This is a genomic window from Pseudoalteromonas sp. SR45-4 (assembly GCF_014163535.1).
Lineage (GTDB): Bacteria > Pseudomonadota > Gammaproteobacteria > Enterobacterales > Alteromonadaceae > Pseudoalteromonas > Pseudoalteromonas nigrifaciens.
Window position 1 is genome coordinate 1 of record NZ_JACJDO010000057.1, and the last position, 17,867, is coordinate 17,867.

General features: G+C 40.5%; 16 protein-coding genes and 1 pseudogene. 10 read left to right on the plus strand and 7 right to left on the minus strand.

The genetic code is table 11. The features are described from left to right. Positions 1–122 precede the first annotated feature (122 nt). Positions 123–647 (minus strand): annotated as a pseudogene (locus H5058_RS16940) (CDP-glycerol--glycerophosphate glycerophosphotransferase); the annotation flags it as partial. A 178-nt stretch (positions 648–825) separates the two neighbouring features. On the opposite strand from H5058_RS16940, the gene H5058_RS16945 reads away from it, so the two are divergent. The 6 genes from H5058_RS16945 to H5058_RS16970 all read left to right on the plus strand — a co-directional run bounded on the left by H5058_RS16945 (position 826) and on the right by H5058_RS16970 (position 7,145). Beyond that, on the plus strand, positions 826–1,929 hold the full coding sequence (locus H5058_RS16945; RefSeq protein ID WP_182679144.1) for a phosphoribosylaminoimidazolesuccinocarboxamide synthase: 1,104 nt from the start codon (positions 826–828) through the stop codon (positions 1,927–1,929). Positions 1,930–2,050: 121 nt separating this feature from the next. Next, the gene (locus tag H5058_RS16950; protein ID WP_182679146.1) at positions 2,051–2,728 is read left to right on the plus strand and encodes a methylamine utilization protein; all 678 of its coding nucleotides are present in this window, start codon (positions 2,051–2,053) and stop codon (positions 2,726–2,728) included. After that, positions 2,721–5,036: an EAL domain-containing protein gene (locus H5058_RS16955; RefSeq protein WP_182679148.1), complete on the plus strand. Its 2,316-nt coding sequence runs from the start codon at positions 2,721–2,723 to the stop codon at positions 5,034–5,036. Before H5058_RS16950 ends, H5058_RS16955 begins: the two co-directional genes overlap by 8 nt. Beyond that, positions 5,023–5,856 (plus strand): DUF3034 family protein, encoded by an 834-nt coding sequence (locus H5058_RS16960; RefSeq protein ID WP_182679150.1) that lies wholly within the window; start codon positions 5,023–5,025, stop codon positions 5,854–5,856. The genes H5058_RS16955 and H5058_RS16960 overlap by 14 nt, the downstream gene beginning before the upstream one ends. Continuing rightward, positions 5,856–6,275 (plus strand): group 1 truncated hemoglobin, encoded by a 420-nt coding sequence (locus tag H5058_RS16965; protein WP_011327168.1) that lies wholly within the window; start codon positions 5,856–5,858, stop codon positions 6,273–6,275. Before H5058_RS16960 ends, H5058_RS16965 begins: the two co-directional genes overlap by 1 nt. 66 nt (positions 6,276–6,341) lie before the next feature. Next, positions 6,342–7,145 carry a sulfurtransferase gene (locus H5058_RS16970; RefSeq protein WP_182679152.1) on the plus strand — a complete coding sequence of 268 codons (804 nt, stop codon included), beginning with the start codon at positions 6,342–6,344 and terminating at the stop codon, positions 7,143–7,145. Between the two features lie 145 nt (positions 7,146–7,290). On the opposite strand, the gene H5058_RS16975 is transcribed toward H5058_RS16970, so the two are convergent. Further along, complete coding sequence (locus tag H5058_RS16975; protein WP_182679154.1) at positions 7,291–7,641, minus strand: DUF5522 domain-containing protein; 351 nt, start codon at positions 7,639–7,641, stop codon at positions 7,291–7,293. 42 nt (positions 7,642–7,683) lie between these two features. Here H5058_RS16975 and H5058_RS16980 point away from each other — a divergent pair, with 42 nt between their 5' ends. Further along, the gene (locus H5058_RS16980) at positions 7,684–8,007 is read left to right on the plus strand and encodes a hypothetical protein (protein ID WP_011327172.1); all 324 of its coding nucleotides are present in this window, start codon (positions 7,684–7,686) and stop codon (positions 8,005–8,007) included. 210 nt (positions 8,008–8,217) lie between these two features. On the opposite strand, the gene H5058_RS16985 is transcribed toward H5058_RS16980, so the two are convergent. Beyond that, complete coding sequence (locus H5058_RS16985) at positions 8,218–9,186, minus strand: class 1 fructose-bisphosphatase (RefSeq protein WP_011327173.1); 969 nt, start codon at positions 9,184–9,186, stop codon at positions 8,218–8,220. 154 nt (positions 9,187–9,340) lie between these two features. Here H5058_RS16985 and H5058_RS16990 point away from each other — a divergent pair, with 154 nt between their 5' ends. Both H5058_RS16990 and H5058_RS16995 read left to right on the plus strand, forming a co-directional pair. After that, positions 9,341–11,770 carry a zinc-dependent metalloprotease gene (locus H5058_RS16990; protein WP_182679156.1) on the plus strand — a complete coding sequence of 810 codons (2,430 nt, stop codon included), beginning with the start codon at positions 9,341–9,343 and terminating at the stop codon, positions 11,768–11,770. A 210-nt stretch (positions 11,771–11,980) separates the two neighbouring features. Next, on the plus strand, positions 11,981–12,754 hold the full coding sequence (locus tag H5058_RS16995) for a YggN family protein (RefSeq protein ID WP_011327175.1): 774 nt from the start codon (positions 11,981–11,983) through the stop codon (positions 12,752–12,754). A gap of 167 nt (positions 12,755–12,921) precedes the next feature. Here H5058_RS16995 and wecB read toward each other — a convergent pair whose 3' ends face one another. Further along, positions 12,922–14,037, minus strand: coding sequence for a non-hydrolyzing UDP-N-acetylglucosamine 2-epimerase (gene wecB / locus H5058_RS17000; RefSeq protein ID WP_182679158.1), 1,116 nt, complete (start codon positions 14,035–14,037; stop codon positions 12,922–12,924). 127 nt (positions 14,038–14,164) lie between these two features. Beyond that, positions 14,165–14,863: a 16S rRNA pseudouridine(516) synthase RsuA gene (gene rsuA / locus H5058_RS17005; RefSeq protein ID WP_089367748.1), complete on the minus strand. Its 699-nt coding sequence runs from the start codon at positions 14,861–14,863 to the stop codon at positions 14,165–14,167. A gap of 59 nt (positions 14,864–14,922) precedes the next feature. Between rsuA and zapE the strand changes: the two genes are divergently transcribed. Then, positions 14,923–16,038, plus strand: coding sequence for a cell division protein ZapE (gene zapE / locus H5058_RS17010; protein WP_182679160.1), 1,116 nt, complete (start codon positions 14,923–14,925; stop codon positions 16,036–16,038). Between the two features lie 35 nt (positions 16,039–16,073). Here zapE and H5058_RS17015 read toward each other — a convergent pair whose 3' ends face one another. After that, positions 16,074–17,486 (minus strand): lipopolysaccharide assembly protein LapB, encoded by a 1,413-nt coding sequence (locus tag H5058_RS17015; RefSeq protein ID WP_182679162.1) that lies wholly within the window; start codon positions 17,484–17,486, stop codon positions 16,074–16,076. Positions 17,487–17,506: 20 nt separating this feature from the next. Next, on the minus strand, positions 17,507–17,867 hold a 361-nt coding region (locus H5058_RS17020; RefSeq protein WP_182679164.1), incomplete at its 5' end, for an energy transducer TonB.

Consider the following 17,867-nt stretch of genomic DNA (forward strand, 5'->3'; position numbering starts at 1 on the left):
CAAAAATGCCTTGCCAGTGTTTTATTTTTTGCTGTTTATTCATAATTACCTCAGGTTAATATGCTGAGTAAATTATGCATAGGTAGCATTAATATTGGTATGTGGGTTTAATTGCGCGCTTACGAGCAGATCAATACTGTTGGGCGAGAGTCTTTACTTAAATAAGGATTACTTGCATGATCATTAAACAGAGGATCTAGTGTGGGCCAGCCAGTTTCTGAAACTTGGAAAAAGCCATGCTTTTTAGCAAGCTCTTGAAACCTTAAAGTCGTATTAGGTCCTTGTGTACAATATAAATCAAAACAACCTCTAATATTGAAATGGTCTTCTTTACCTTTTCTGTTTAGCTTTCCAGAATTAAAACCATGAAATACAGCTACTTTTTTTCCTGGAATAAAGCTTGGAATAGTATTGCCTGGTATGAAAACAGCATCTGGCTCCCAATCTTTTATACTTTTGACTGATTCAAGGCGATGTTCAGTTGGTTTTAAAAACTTAGGGTCTACTTCATCACCCTCTAAGAACCATTTAACTTCCCCTCCTTGAGCTAATATTTCTGCTTGCAAAGGCCTTAAAATAGCATAGGAATAATTTTGAGAAATATACATTAAATATTTCTTATTCTTAGTGGCAGTTAAATAGTTCAAGCTAGCTCCTTAGGGCAAGTAATCATTCAAGTTTACCCCAATGTGCTAGCTAGATAAATATACTGAGATGATTTGTTTTTAGCCTAAGATTGAGCTTTGTGGTTGGCTAGATTATTATAGAGCGCCTAACCCCAATTCCATACTTTGCTCTTTGAGCATGCCAAACCCCGGAGATAGCATGACTAGCTATAAAGTTTTAGACGTAAACGATGACTTACCCATTCGTACCAAAGGTAAAGTACATAGTGGCAAAGTGCGTTCAGTTTATTGGTTAACCGATGCAGATAGCAAACGCTTAATAAATGAAAAAGGCTATAACGTTCCTGCCGATACTGAATTAGCCATTATGGTTATTTCAGACAGAATTTCTGCTTTTGATTGCATATGGCAAGGTGAAAATGGCCTAAATGGCGTTCCTGGTAAAGGGATTGCATTAAACTCAGTGGCTGCTCATTGGTTTAACATGTTTAATGAAGCCGGTTTGGCGGGTAATCACATTGTTGATATTCCGCATCCGTATGTTTGGATTGTACGCAAAGCCAGTACGGTAAAAGTAGAAGCCATTGCCCGCCAATATATTACAGGCAGCATGTGGCGCGACTACGCTAAAGGTGTACGAGACTTTTGTGGTATTAATTTACCAGAAGGTTTAACAGCTAATCAAAAGCTCGATAAAGTATTAATTACTCCCTCTACCAAAGGCATTATTACTGGTGTGGCAGATATTCCCCCAGTTGATGATGTAAATATAACGCGTAGCAATATTACTAATAACCTAAGCGTATTTAACTTTAGAGCGGCTGATGATGTAGCCCAATACGAAAAGTTATTAGTGGAAGGTTTTGAGCTAATAAGTGGCGAGCTGGCTAAGCTTGGGCAAATATTTGTAGATACCAAATTTGAATTTGGCTATGTAGAAGATATAAATGGCGCAGAGCAGCTTATTTATATTGATGAAGTAGGCACGCCTGATTCATCACGCATTTGGGATGAAGCATCTTATAAAGATGGCAAGATTGTTGAAAACTCAAAGGAAGGTTTTCGTCAGCTGTTAATTAATAACGTGCCAGAGAGCGACGTACTACTTAATAAAGACCGCATGGATGAGCGTGAGCAGCTAGCTAAAAATTACATTTTACCTGAGTCAGTAATGCTTGAAGTGTCAAATACCTACGTGGGCATTGCCAGTAAAATAGTGGGCAAAGAGATTGTTATTCCTGCTGATCCGCGTCAAGAAGTAATTGCTATTTTAGATGCCGATTATGGATTAATTATAAAATAACACGACTAAAGTGCTAAAAAATGAATGCTAAAATGTTTATTTTTAGTGACTGAACTATATTTCTTGCAATTGGTGCTCGTCTCTAATTAACTGAACTTAAAATTAATATTTGAGTATGGTTATGTTTGAACGAGCATTGCAAGTTTTTGCAAAAAAACGTTATTTATTCGCTTTAAGTGTGCTTTTTAGCCACGCTGCTATTAGCGCAAATATTGATTTAGTAATAAAAGATCAACACGGTATGGTGTTACCTAATGCCGTTGTTGAAATAGGCCAAGCAAACACTGCTTTTAAGCCTACAAATCCAAGTGTTAAAAAGCTCCCCGTTGCGGTAATGGATCAGGTAAATAAGCAGTTTTTACCTGAGCTACTTATTGTGCAGCAAGGGCAATTAGTTAACTTTCCTAATAGCGATAATATTCGCCATAACGTGTATTCGTTTTCAAGCGCTAAATCTTTTCAATTAAAACTCTACTCAGGGCAACCCAAAGAGCCAATTATTTTTGACACTCAAGGTGTTGTGGTACTAGGCTGTAATATTCATGATTCTATGGTGGGTTATATCTATGTGGCTAAGAGTGAGCAAGTTTATAAAACCGATAAAAACGGAGTTGTAAGTTTGCCTGTTACTACGCAGCCTTTGCAAATAAGTATTTGGCATGCGTTGCAAACTGCGCCTTTAGAAAATAAAAAAATGATGAATATAGAGCCACAAGCTATTTTACCTATAACCATAAATACTTCCTCGCCAGCACCACGTAACACCTTTGGCAGTCAGTTTAAGGGCGGTAATGACTAACAATTTGCGAAACCGTATAACCATTTTATGTGTAGGCTTGGTGTTATTAACCACTGTGGTTAGTTTGCTGAGCTTTTGGTGGTCTACAAGTAAGTTTCAAGAAGAAAAAGTCAATCAAGACATAAGCGTGGCACAAAATGTTTATAAACAATATTTAAACTCGAAAGAAAACCTACTATTAACTGCCGCTAAAGTACTCACCTCCGATTTTGGCTTTAAACAAGCGGTTGCCACGCGTGACGCTGCTACTATAAGCAGTGTTTTATACAATCATAGCCAGCGTATAAATGCCGATTTAATGCTGCTGTTAGATTTGTCGGGGCAGTTAATATCAACCAATGATGATGAGGACAACTTTACCGATAATCTGCAGCCTTTAATGAGTGAGTTATTAACTACCGCGGAGCGCTCTAGTTTTGTGGTATTAAATGGTCAGCTGTATCAGGTTATTTTACTGCCAGTTAAAACCCCGCGCACCATCGCTTACAGTTTAGTGGGTTTTAAAATAACCAGTGATGTAGCTTCAGAGCTTAAAAGCCTAACAGGTATGGAGGTAAGCTTTATAGCGAGCGCAGATAGCTTAGTAAAAACCTCATTGGTAGCCCCTCCAGCAAACTTGCAACCAGTTAATTATTTTAATAGCAAAACGACGTCGCGCTTTTTTGGTGATTATTTAGTGTATAAAAATCGTGAAATTGAGCTGCCTGCACTGCAAGCGCACCCGGTAATAATTTTACTCAGTGCCGATTTAACCCAAAGCTATCGCGATTTTGAACAGCTATTTATTACGCTGATTATACTTGCCATACTTACTTTAATTGTTGGGGTAGTAACCAGTAGTTTATTAGCAAATAATTTAACTACACCACTGTCGCAATTGGCCGTGGTGGCTAAGCAATTTGCAAAGGGTAATTATAATTTTGAATTTAAAGGCAGCAAACAAAGTAGTGAAATAACTACCCTTATGGATGCTTTTCATCACATGGGGAGTGATATAAATAAGCGTGAACAGCAAATTAGCTATCAGGCTCGCCATGATACGCTAACTGGCTTTTATAACCGCTCGGCTATGCTAGAAATGCTAGCCAAACAATTAAATAAAAGCACAGAACACACGCTAGTTGCTATCGATATTAAAGGCTTGCGGCATATAAACGATAAGTTAGGGCCACGTATTGGCGATGATTGTTTAAAGGCGGTGGCAAAGCGTATTAGTGAATTCTCAGATGAGTTGGGTGGCTTTCATGCGCGTATTGGTGGCGATGAGTTTTTAACCGTGTTTCCGGCGGGGGCAGTGAGCGAATTTAAACGCGGTATTATTGCTTTAATGGCGCAGCTCCAAGCGGGTTACACCATTCAAAACTTAAAAATAAACTTACGCTTTAGTGTGGGGGTGGTGCAATATCCGCTACACGGTGAACAAGCTGAGGATCTAATTCGTCGAGTACTTATAGCAGTAGAAAGCGCAACCAGCCATCATCAAAATATTCATTACTATCAACAAGGCGAAGACGAAGCGCATTTAGAGCGCTTAGTTATGCTTGACGAGCTTAAGCAAGCTATAAGCGATGATGACGGCCAGTTATTTATGACCTATCAGCCAAAACTAAATATGAAAATACAAAAGGTCGATAAGGTTGAGTCCTTAATTCGCTGGCAACGTAAAGATGGTAGTTGGGTGTCGCCTGAGGTGTTTATTGATTTAGCCGAACAGTCGGGATTAATTGTAGAGCTTACCGCCTGGGTGGTTAATACCGTTATTGCACAAGTTGCCGCTTGGCTGCAAAAAGGCATACATTTACAAGCGGCTATCAATGTATCGGCACAAGATATTGCGTTTGCGGGGTTTCATTCGTCATTAGTACGTACTTTAAAAAAGCATAAGGTTAACCCTGCGTTGATCACCATTGAGCTCACCGAGCGCGATATGATCGAAAATGAAGAAAAAGGCATAATTGCCCTCGAAAACTTAAAAGCTATTGGGGTAAAAATATCGCTTGATGATTATGGTGTAGGACAAACATCGTTAGGGCGTTTAAAAATGCTGCCAATTGATGAGCTTAAATTAGATAAGTGCTTTATTTTAAAGCTTGATGAATCGCAAAAAGATCAATTTATTGTGCAGTCGAGTATTACTTTAGGGCATCAATTAGGGTTTTCGGTAGTAGCCGAAGGGGTAGAAACAGTAGGAACCTTAACATTACTTAAGCAGATGCAATGCGATCACGCACAAGGTTATTATTTAAGTCGACCATTAAAAGCTGAGCTATTAGAGCAGTGGTTAGAGGAATACGATGGCGTACATTAAGTGTTTTATGGCGGGGGTATTACTCACAGCCAGTTTTATTACTGCTGCGAGTAGCGGTAAATTATTAGCTACTCCTGGGGTGTCTCAAGTTGAGGGGGCTGGTGGCGGTGGCCTTGTTCCGTGGGCGCAACTTGCTGGGTATGCCAGTGAGGATGAGGTTTCGGTTAATGGTTTTTGTAGCCGTGCAGATGTAACCGACTATACGTTAGATGTATGTGGCGCACAGCTTAATTTGTTTAATCGCGTTGAGCTTAGCTATGCGCAGCAAGAGTTTGATGTACCCGCGCTGAGTACGCAAATAGAGCAGTCGATAACTGGTGCTAAAGTTCGTTTATATGGCGACATTGTTTACAGTAGTTGGCCACAGGTAAGTTTAGGTATACAGCATAAGTCGTTAGACGATGGCACGGTTGCAAAGCTAGTGGGTGCAGAAAGCACCAGCGGCACCGACTTTTACTTAGCGGCAAGCAAGTTACACTTAGGTGCTATTGCAGGATACAACTGGTTTTGGAACGTGACCACCCGTTACAGCAAAGCCAACCAACTAGGGTTACTGGGTTATGGCGGCAATAATGCCAGCAATAAATTGTTATTTGAGGCAAGCACAGCGATATTTTTAAGCCGTGAAGTAGCGTTAGGTGTTGAGTATCGTCAAAAAACAAATAACCTAGGATTAGGCGAGCAAGATTGGAAAGATGTGTTTGTAGCTTGGATGCCAAATAAACATATGAGCGTAACCGCCGCCTACTTAGATTTAGGCAGTATAGCTGGAGCAAGCGATCAAACCGGTTGGTATTTATCGGTGACAGGATATTGGTAATGAGAGTTTTTATACTATTTTTATTGGCTACAAGTGTATTAGCTGGCTGTAGCAGCAAGCCTAAACAGAGTTTGTATCAGCAAATAAATGGTAATGCCGGCATAGAAAAACTAGTGGATAGCTTTATTTATCAAATAGGTAATGACAGGCAAGTGTTTCACTATTTTGAGCACAGTAACATTACTCATTTTCGCCAAGGCTTTATAAGCCACTTATGCGCGCTAACAAACGGCCCGTGTGAGTATAAAGGCGACTCTATGGTTGCTATTCATACTGGCATGAATATTAATGAAAAAGATTTTAATCATGTAGTCGATCTGCTAATTAATGCGATGGACGAGCAAAGTATACCCCATCCAGTACAAAATAAAATAATATCGAAAATGGCACCATTGCGCAGTGAAATAATAAAGATTTAAGAGCTGTAAAGTGGCAGCGCTCAGCTGTTCACTTTTAAAAAAGCAGCCAAACCTTGAGATAGATAAATGAAAAATATAATTACCAATGAGCAGCTTTATACGCAATTAAATGATCCTGCATTAATATTATTTGACGCGGGTATGCTGCGCCCGGGTTTAACTGGTAACTACGTTGCTAAAGCTGTGCTGCCCAACGCGCAGCGCTTTGATATTAAAAATGAACTAGCAGATCGTTCTAACCCGTTACCTAATACTTTGTGTAGCGAAACGCAATTTACTCAAGTAATGCAAAAGGCAGGCGTTAACCACGATTCGTACATTGTTATTTATGAGGATGAGGGTTTGTTTAGCGCAGCTAGGGCATGGTGGATGCTAAAATCTATGGGCTTTGATAATGTAAAAGTGCTCAGTGGTGGGCTAAGTAAATGGCTTGAGAGCGGCTACCCGGTACAGCAAAGCTATAGCAAGGCAAAACATAATGGTAATTTTATTGCGCGTTATAGAACGGGTTACTTTATTAACAAGCAACAGGTACAAAACGCAATTGATGATCCGGCCATAGTATTACTCGATGCGCGTGCACACAAACGCTTTACAGGCGAAGACCCTGAACCCCGTGCTGATATGCGCAGCGGCCATATTCCTAATAGTCTTTCATTACCTTATAGCGAATTACTGTGCCGTGGTGAGGCTAAGCCACTTAACGAAATACAGCAGCAATTTAAAGCCCTAGTCGGTAATGCAGAAAAACTACAATTTACATGTGGCGCGGGTATAACCGCCTGTATATTAGCGTTATTTGCAGATGAGTGCGGTTACGCTAACTTAAGTGTTTACGACGGTTCATGGAGTGAATGGGGAAAGAAATAAAGAGCAGACAGGGGCCGCAGTAAGTTATCCGCGTCAGTAAGAGAAAACTAGCATACCTGTAGCAAACTAAACACCGCGCTTGTTTACTCCCTTACTAAAAGCCCCAAATTAAAAACTGTTATTCAACAACCTTCTTTAACCGCTATTACTTGTACGGGCAATTTTTGCAGCCATTTTTACAGCATGTGCCACGCTTTAAAAAAAACCACTTACTAAATACCATATAGCTGTTTTGCATAGTGTAATCGAGCCCTTCAATCAGCTCTCCATTATTTTTAAATTGCTTAGCAAACGCGAGTTGTATTTTAATCGGCTGCGAATAAAGGCTTTGTAAGTAAGTGTTTATTTTAGTCAGCGTACAGTTGCGGCATAAACAGCTTGTAGCGTTAAGATCTAACGGTAAAATAGCGGGTAACTTGTTGCACCAACATGCTGATATGTCAGTCACATTACAGGTAAGAGCAGTATTACATTGCGTGCAGTTAATTTGGGTCATTATTTTACTTTTAAATCACGGTGAGCGCAGAATAACAATATTATGGATATACAAAAAGCATTAGCGCAGTTTATTACCTTCGGCTCAGAAAAAGACGAGGCTATTGATGTCATTGTATCTGCGGCAGCAGCAAAACAGCCATTATTTACCCTAAGTACGTCAATCATGCTAAATGTGTTTGAGCGTTGTTTACATAATGAAATAGTACTTGATGACTTGGAACTGTGGGCAAATGTGATTGAGGCGCGAGATGATATTGATTGCGCTGAGTGTGAAGGCGTTATTTATGCACTTAGTAACAGTGAGCAAATGGGCGAGCTTAATTATGAAAAGCTCGCCAAATTAGCCACGCTTTTACAAGAGTAAAAGCGTGGCTAATTTTTAGTCAAGTATTAAAGGTACGAGATCTCAGGTGTTGATAAAATACCGAACCGTAGGCGGGAGTTTACCTCGCGCATTTTATAAATTTAACAAGCGCGGCATAAAGCCCCGCCTTGTATCTACGGTTAATTTAAACACCGCGCTGGCTTAATTCTCGCCTAAAATCTGATACCTAAAACCTTGTATTTCTATTTATTACTTATGATATCCCAAGCAGGTTTCTACTTCGTTTTTTGAGCCTAAAATTACAGCTACGCGCTGGTGAATGGCATTAGGCTGTATATCCATAATACGCTCGGTGCCAGTTGACGCAATCCCGCCAGCTTGCTCTACTAGCATGGCCATAGGGTTTGCTTCGTAAAGCAGACGAAGCTTATTTGGCTGGCTTGGGTTTTTGGTATCGGTTGGGTAGGTAAATAACCCGCCACGGCTTAATACGCGGTGTACATCGCCTACCATTGCAGCAATCCAGCGCATATTAAAGTTTCGAGCGCGTGGGCCAGTGTCGCCAGCTACAAGGTCGTTAATGTAGTTTTGCATAGCAGGTTGCCAATGGCGTTGGTTTGACGCATTAATAGCATATTCGTTGGTATCTGCTGGTATTTTTGCAAAATCTTGAGTTAATAAAAAGGTGCCGTGAGTTTTATCTAGAGTGAAAAAGCGGGTGCCTTTACCTGTCGTTAGCGCCAATATAGTCGATGGACCATATAATACATAACCTGCCGCTACTTGATTAATACCCGGTTGCATAAAAATACTTTGGTCAGCAGGATCTGCGCCTTCAGGCGCTTTCATTACTGAAAAAATAGTACCTACTAACGAGTTTATGTCGGTGTTTGATGAGCCATCAAGTGGGTCAAACGCTACAATATATTCTGCATCAGGATTACCAGCAACTGTGTAGTCTTCTTCTTCAGAGGCGATGGCTTTTACGTAGCCCGATTCCAATAATATATCTTTAAGCAGTTGGTTGGTTAAAACATCAAGCTTCTTTTGAGTTTCGCCTTGAATATTCTCGTCAAGTGTTGAGCCTAATACACCCGATAATTCGCCTTGGCCAACACGAAATGAAATTTCTTTACATGCGGCTAAAATAGTTCTGATCAAAGAGATTAACTCTCTTGGGCAACCATCTTCAAGTAATACTGGAGGAAGTCTACGCATTCTATTTTCCTGATAACGTGATTAAACTAATCATAATGTGAGAGGGATTAGTTTGGAGCGCTGAAATTCGTCTTAAATAACTGTATTGTTTAAATTCCCCCCTATAATGGGGTTACCTAATCGTACTTAAAACGCCAATAACAAAGATAAGATTATGCAAAAAATAAAACTACTAGGTTACATTCTCTTTACTGTGTTGCTCACTATGATAACTCAAGCGCACGCAGCAATTAAGTCTATTGATGAATTTACTGGAAAGATGAATCATTTTCCGGGATATTTTTCATTTTTTTACGATACAGAAAACGGCAAGGTTTATTTAAAAGTAGATAAACTAGAGCAGCAATTTTTGCTACAGCAAAGCTTGCCAAATGGCTTGGGCTCTAACGATATAGGGCTCGATAGAGGGCAGCTTGGTAATACACACTTAGTGCAATTTGAGCGCTTTGGCGACAAAGTAATGCTACGTGCTGTAAATACTTACTATCGCGCAAATACCAGTAATAAAGCCGAGCAGCAAAGTATTAATGAAGCGTTTGCATCAAGTATATTAGCGGGCTTTAAAGTGGTTGCGCAAAATAAGCGGGCGCTATTAATCGATTACACTCCGTATTTACTTAGTGATGTACACGGTGTAAATCGAACCCTGGCAGCGACTAAACAAGGTAACTTTAATCTAGACGAATCGCGTAGTGCAGTTTATATGAGTCGCTCTAAAGCATTTATTAATAATACAGAGCTTGAAGCCGTACTTACCTTTGCCGGTACTAAACCGGGTAAGTTTGTGCGCGAAATAAGCCCCGACGCCTATTCGTTAACGGTGCATATGCACCATTCACTAATTAAATTACCAGACGATAACTACACCCCGCGCAACTTCCATCCGCAATCGGGTTTTTGGAGTATTGAGCATAAAAACTATGCTGCAGCACTTGGTGAGTCTATGTATGTGCGATATATACCACGTCATCGCTTAACTAAAAAAGATCCGAGTTTACCTATTAGCGACCCTATTGAGCCGATTGTTTATTACCTTGATCCTGGGGTGCCAGAGCCGGTAAAAAGTGCATTGCTTGAAGGTGCACAGTGGTGGGATGAAGCGTTTAGTGCCGCGGGTTATAAAAATGCATTTATAATAAAAGTACTACCAACAAACGCCGACCCTATGGATATTCGCTATAATGTAGTGCAATGGGTGCATCGTGCTACTCGTGGTTGGTCGTATGGCAGTTCGGTAATTGATCCGCGTACCGGCGAAATTATAAAAGGGCATGTAACGCTTGGCTCACTGCGCGTACGCCAAGATATTTTAATTGCAGAAGCGCTGGCTGCGCCTTATTTAAACGGCAATGAAATAGCAAAAACACTACAAGCCATGGCACTTGATCGTATTAGGCAGTTAAGTGCTCACGAAATTGGGCATACCTTGGGGATTTCTCATAACTTTGCCGCTTCAGTGGGCGATAGAGCCTCGGTAATGGATTATCCGCATCCGCTGCTTAGCTTTGATGAACAAGGCAAGCTTGATGTGTCACGCGGTTATGCTACGGGTATGGGCGTGTGGGATACACAAGTTATTAAATACGGCTACAGCGACTTTACTAATCAAAACGAAGCAGCAGCATTGGCGGCTATTTTAAAAGAAAACAACACTAAAGGGCTCGAGTTTATATCTGATAACGATGCCCGTGCTGCCGGTGGCGCGCATCCTACGGCTCATTTGTGGGATAACGGCGCAGCACCAAGCGAAGAGCTATTAAGAGTACTAGAAGTGCGTAAGCAAGCACTCGCACAATTTGGTATTCATAATATAAAAACGGGTGAGGCGTTATCGCAATTAGAAGAAAAACTAGTGCCTTTGTATTTATTTCACCGTTACCAAGTAGAGGCGGTGGCTAAACTAATCGCAGGGGTAAATTACGAGTACGAAGTACGTGGTGATAAACCTGTAAAAGGCGCGCAAGTAGTTGCTAAGCAAACGCAACAACAGGCGGTTAAAGCTATTTTAACCACTCTAGAGGGCAGTAATTTAGTGTTGCCAGAGTCGATACTCGCACTTATTCCGCCAAAAGCGTATGGCGAGTCTAGAACGCGTGAAAGTATAGTGGGGCGCACTGGTTTAACCCTTGATGCTATGGCGTTACCTGAAGTTGCCGTGCAGCATAGCTTATCGTTATTACTAAATGCACAGCGTTTAAATCGCCTTGCGCAACAACAAGCACGCAGTGATGATTTTTATAGTTTAGATGAGTTACTTTTACAGCTTTATAAGCAGGTTTTTGTGGCATTGCCATCCAATAACATGGTGGCAAAGATCACTCAGCGAGTGCAATTTTTAAGTGCTAAAACAATGGCTGATTTAGTGGCCAGCGATAACGTAAGTCCAGAAGTACAAGCACAACTGCGTTACTATTTAACTAAGCTAAAAGATGACTTTGAACAAAATTCACTACTAAGCAACACCAGTATAGGTGAAAGCGCGTTTAAACAATATTTAGCTGAACAAGTTAACCAGTTTTTAACCACAGGTAGCTGGCCAGATAACTTTAAAGCATTACCAATCCCGCCAGGTTCGCCAATTTAAAAGGATCGCTTTTAGCAATAAAGCAGCAGGCGGCTTTTAACTAAGAAATTAAAAAACACCGCGCTTAATTTAAACGCGGTGTTTTTTTGTATTACTCATTGCATAGGTTAAATACGCAGGGCTGTCTTTGTTATTGTGTTACTTTTGCTTGCATAAAGTTGTTTTTTTGTTAATCTACCCGCCTTCTGTTGTGGCTATTTTGAGGTGTTTATGGCGTTTTTATCTCGTTCGATATTGGCGTTGTCTGTAGCACTTTTAAGCAATAACGTATTTGCGCAAAAGCAGTGTGATGTAGAGCTTCGTCACGGTTTAATCATTACTGATGATATTATTCGCATTGTTGATAAGGGCCAAACCCGCGTACAAATTAATAATAATAACCAATTGTTTATCCGTGGCTATTGGATTGACTTAAGTGATGACGAAAGTAAAGTCCTTGAGCAGTTTAGCAGCGGTATTCGTCAAACTGTTCCTGAACTCGTTAACTTAGCCACCGATGGTGTTAATTTAGGGCTCAGTGCAATTGAGCATGTTGTTGAAGGCATGACAGATAAAGAATCAGAAGTGCTTAAAACGCAATTGCAGTACGTTGAACGTGCGCTAATGGATAAGTTTAAACGCGGCGATGATTTTTTCTTTATTGCGCCGCAATCACTTTCCAAAATAGACGACTTTTTCACTAAAGATATTAGCAAAAAAATTCACTCGGCAGTGCATGGCTCCCTCGGGGCTATTTTAATGTCGTTAGGCGATGCATTTAAATCGCGCGAAGGTAATATTGAAGATCGAATGAACGACATGAGCCAACGCATGGATATCATTTCTTCAGAAATAGATAAATCACTCCAAGAAAAAGCCCGCCAACTCGAACTTAAAGCCGCGGAATACTGCGAATGTTTAAATGCCCTTGATGTAACCGAATCCCGCCTTCAGGCCATAGTACCTGGCATGGTGAACTTTGACTTAGTGCAAATAAAGTCTTAAAAATTAAAAGCTGGCATTAGGTTTCAGGCGTCAGTAAGTAATTAGCCAAGCACGCATTTACAATTAGGCCTTGTAGTTGTGAACTACCCAGCGACTAAAAATCACTGGGTTTTCTCGCCAAGTTATCGATAAATTGCTTAGAACCTAGTGCCTAGTGTCTTCAACTTTTAACGCGCTAAAATATCACATATACGTTGGCATGCATTGCCGTCACCATAAGGGTTGTGAGCGCGACTCATTGTTTTATATGCAGCATCATCAGTTAACAACTCATTTAATGCTGCGGTGATCTTAGCTACATCGGTACCAACTAATTTCACTGTACCTGCTTCAACTGCCTCTGGGCGCTCTGTGGTATCACGCATAACTAATACAGGCTTACCTAAACTTGGTGCTTCTTCTTGAATGCCACCTGAGTCAGTTAAAATAATATGAGCACGATTCATCAAGTATACAAATGGCAGGTATTGTTGTGGCTCAATTAAATGTACGTTATCAACATCTTTTAAAATGCGCTTTACTGGCTCTTGTACATTCGGGTTTAAATGCACGGGATAAAGTATTTGCGTATTTGGATGAGTTTTTGCGGTTTGCGCTAATGCTTCGCAAATTCGCTCAAACCCGCCACCAAAACTTTCACGGCGATGGCCTGTAACCAATATAAGCTTTTTATTTTCATCAAGCATTGGGAATTGCGATGCAAGTGTATTGCTTAATTCTGCATCATTTTCAATTTGTTGTTTAACCATTAATAACGCATCAATTACTGTGTTACCCGTTACAGATATGTTTTCAGCCGGGTAGTTTTCTTTTAATAAGTTAGCTTTTGAATTTTCGGTGGGTGCTAAATGGTACTTTGTAAGTGAGCCGGTTAATTTACGATTACCTTCTTCTGGCCAGGGTGAGTAAATATTACCTGTACGCAAGCCTGCTTCGACATGACCTACTGCGATTTGCTCATAATAAGCCGCCAGACTTGCTGCAAAAGTAGTCGCGGTATCGCCATGAACAAGCACTACATCTGGCTTAAACTCTTTAAGTACGGGCGTTAACTCTAGCAGAATACGACTGGTTACTTCTGGTAGTGTTTGGCCCGCTTTCATCAGGTTCAAATCGTAGTCAGGGGTTATTTTAAACAGCTCAAGTACTTGGTCTAGCATTTCACGATGCTGCGCCGTTACACAAACTTTAGCTTCAAAGCGACTATCGTTAGTTAATGCATGTACTAGCGGCGCCATTTTTATCGCTTCTGGGCGGGTGCCAAATACGGTTAATACTTTCACTGTTATATCCTTTTAATAAATTAGAGTCTCGAAGCTCTGTTATGCTCGTTATCTGTGTTAAAAGTGCTGTGTTTTTAGGCTGCCTTATCTTTCGTTATTAATACTTGATTGAAGCCTAAAAAATTCTTTACAGTTTAATTTCTTCGGCTGTTAACAAGCGATATTCACCCGCTGCTAGGTTTTCGTCTAGTTTAATATTGCCAATTTGTTCGCGGTGCAATTCAACCACTTTGTTGTCTACAGCGGCTAACATGCGCTTAACTTGGTGGTATTTACCTTCACAAATAGATAAACGTAAGCCGTAATTAGCGAGGCGCTCTGCTTTTGCCGGACGGGTTAGAGCTTTTTCGTTATGTAATTGTACCCCTTCGCGCAGTGCCTCTAACGATTCGTCAGTAATGGGCTCTTGGGTTTCTACTAAGTAGGTTTTAAATTTATTGTTTTTAGGAGACGTTATTTTATGCGACCAGTCGCCATCGTTGGTTAAGATAACTAAGCCAGTGGTGTCAATATCGAGGCGGCCTGCTACGTGAAAGTCGCTCATATTTGGCTCGTCAATTAAATCGAATACCGTTTTGTGTAGTTCATCACTATTGGCACTTACATAACCAACGGGTTTGTTTAACATGAAGTAGCGTTTACCTAAAAATACGAGTTGTTCACCTTGAAAAACTACTTCGTCTTGCTGCTTAATTTGAAAATCGAAAGCAGTGACCACTTCACCATTGACGAGTGCGGCTTGGCGTTTAATGCTGGCTCTGGCTTTTGAGCGTGGCAGCTCTGCTAAATGACTAATAAATTTATCTAGGCGGCAAGGGAATTTCATTGGGGTTCACATTTTGAGTCGGCTACAATGGACGCGATTATAACGGATAGTGAAATACCATGACAGTGCAGGACACACAAATAATAAGTCTTTACCAAGCTAAGGTTGCATCGGGCGAGCTTAGCTTCGATGCTGCGCAAAATAATGCCGTACAGGCACTTAATTCGCTTAGTGAACAATTACAAATACAGTATAGCTGGTGGCAAAAGTCGCCACTCATAAAAGGTGTGTATTTGTATGGGCCGGTAGGGCGTGGTAAATCCATGCTAATGGATTTATTTTATAATAATGTGGCTATAAGTAAAAAACAGCGGCTGCATTTCCATCATTTTATAGCGCAGGTACATCAGCAGTTAGGGCAGTTACAAGGGCAAAAAGATCCGTTAATAATCATAGCTAAAAATTGGGCCAAAAATATTCGGGTGCTATGTTTTGATGAGTTTTTTGTTAGCGATATTGGCGACGCTATGATTATGGCTCGGCTGTTTGATGCATTATTTAAACAAGGTGTGGTGTTGGTGGCCACTTCAAATGCAAAACCAGAGCAGCTTTATTACAATGGCCTGCAGCGAGCACGATTTTTACCTACCATAGACTTAATTAATAATTATTGCGAGATAGTTAATGTAGCGGGGGAGGAGGATCATCGTTTCCGCTATGGTAAAAATAGTAGCCATTACTTTATTAATTTACCCAGCGATGACTTTAAAGCTAAATTTTTAACGCAGTATCCGCAAGCATCGCAAAGTGGCGAGATTACGGTGCACGCTAGAGCGTTGTCTTATTTATTAAAAACAGCTAATGCCATAATGATTGATTTTATGGCGTTATGCTCTGGCCCACGAAGTGCTAACGATTACATGTTTTTAGCTCAGCAATTTTCTGTGTTATATGTGGCAAACGTGCCAAAAATGGGTGTAGGCGCAACCGGTAAAGTAATCGTGCACGGTATAGAGGACAGCTACCAGCGTGAAAAACAAACTCTAGACGAGCACTTTTTTGATGATGAAGCACGACGTTTTATTGCTTTGGTCGATGAGTTTTATGACTGCCATAAGTTACTGGTTATAAATGCACAGGCCGATATAGACACTTTGTATCAAGGTAAAAAGCTAAGCTTTGAATATGCACGAACGCAATCGCGCATAGTCGAAATGCAAAACTGGGAAACCTAGACGTAATTTACTTTTTATTGCTGATTAAATTACCCTTACCCTTCTTGGCGCACTATATTCTCAAGAGCCCTAATATTGGTTATTAAATCTTGGCGCTGCGGGTTTGCTTGCAGTGCTTTTTTAAGATGTTTGAGTGCATTAGGGTAATCTTTAGAGTCGATTGCTATTTGCGATAATCCAAGCCAAGCCGATAGTTGATAATCAGGTAGTGCCTGTGCGCGTATGTACATAAGTTTAGCTTGAGTAAGTTGATTTTTACTACGATAAATACTGGCTAAACTGAGTAGGGCATCACCTAAATTAGGGTTTATTTTAAGTGCGTTGTGTAAGCTTTTAAGTGCGCGCTGTGTATTACCTTGCTGCATGGCAAGTTGTGCACTATATACCGAAAATTGCGCCTGCTTGTCACGTGATAGGTTTTTAGTTTGCTTTTTGGCACTGTGTATTAGCTGTTTTGCTAAATCCCACTGCTGTTGTGATACAAGCCAGCCTAGTGTTTGCATGGTGGTATTAATAACTTCGCTTTGCTGCTGTTTAGTTGCGTGTTTTAAACCTTGCTTTAATAAACTAACTGCACGTTTACTGCTACCTTCGCTTAAATGCAATTGCGCTGCAAGGAGTTGGTTATTGGTGTCTTTTGGATTAAGTTTTAAGGCAACTTCAATGGCGGCAAGTGCTTGTTTGTTTTGTTTTAATTGCAATGCTATCTGTGCACGTTGTAACCATAGTTCTGCGTTATCAGGTGTTTTATTCAGTAACTCTTTTAATAACGCGTTTGCTTGATTTAAATCGCCCGATTCAATTAATGCAAATAATAACCCTTGTTGATATTGAGCTGTTTCAGGCGCAAGCATAAGTGCTTGGCGATACGCAGCTACTGCGCTCCAAGGTTGGCTGTGTTGCACGTGTATATAAGCCAATTGCGCATAGCTTTGTGCATCAGCTTGGCCAAGCTCAATACTGTGAACTAGATGTGTTTGTGCTTTGTTATAATTTGCTTGTTGCATGTATAAAAGGCTCAAGCCTTGGTGTGCTTTTATTAAGTCGGGTGAGGCCTTTAAACATGCTAAGTAAGCGGTTTCGGCACGACCAAACTCTTTTAGCGTTAGTAGCACCTGAGCACGCAATAGCTTAAGCGCAGTGCTGTCTTGGTTTATATCGCGGTTTTTAAAAAGCGCAGCAACCGCCTTATAGTTACCCTCTTGTAGTAAAGGTTGTACTTGGCGCGCAAACCCGCGCTCAGTTGGTTCAATAAGGACCTCAGTTGGGCCAAGTAATTTATTATTTATAGCTAACTGCCATGTTGGATCGCTAGGTGATAAGGTTACTTTTAATGGTGTGCTAATAGTACTTGCATAAGCGCTATTTGTACCGAGTAAAGGTAACGAGCACATTAACGTAGTCAATAATGAACGAGAGAGTGGTTTTAGCATTTTAATTACGATCATATTTTTCATTTTAATTGGGCTTAAGGTTTAAATTCGATTGGCCAAATAAAGCGAGCGCGCACAGCTTCGCCTTCTTTTTTGGGAGCACTAAAACGGCTTTGCTTAATTATTTTATCTATCGCGGGCTTGAGTGTAGGATACGGGTTTTGTACTACCTCAATTAAGCTAACTATTCCGTTTTCATCTATAAATACGTCAAGTTTTACAGTAAATATTTCTACACCTTGGCGCGTTAAGCTTTTTGGTAAAACGGCTTTGACAGGCGTTAATAAAGTAGGTAAATCATCGAGCTGATTTAAGTTAAATGCATCCCAATTTACATTCATTGATTGAAACTGCGGCGTACTTACTTTTATATTTGGCGTATCGGGCTTTACAATA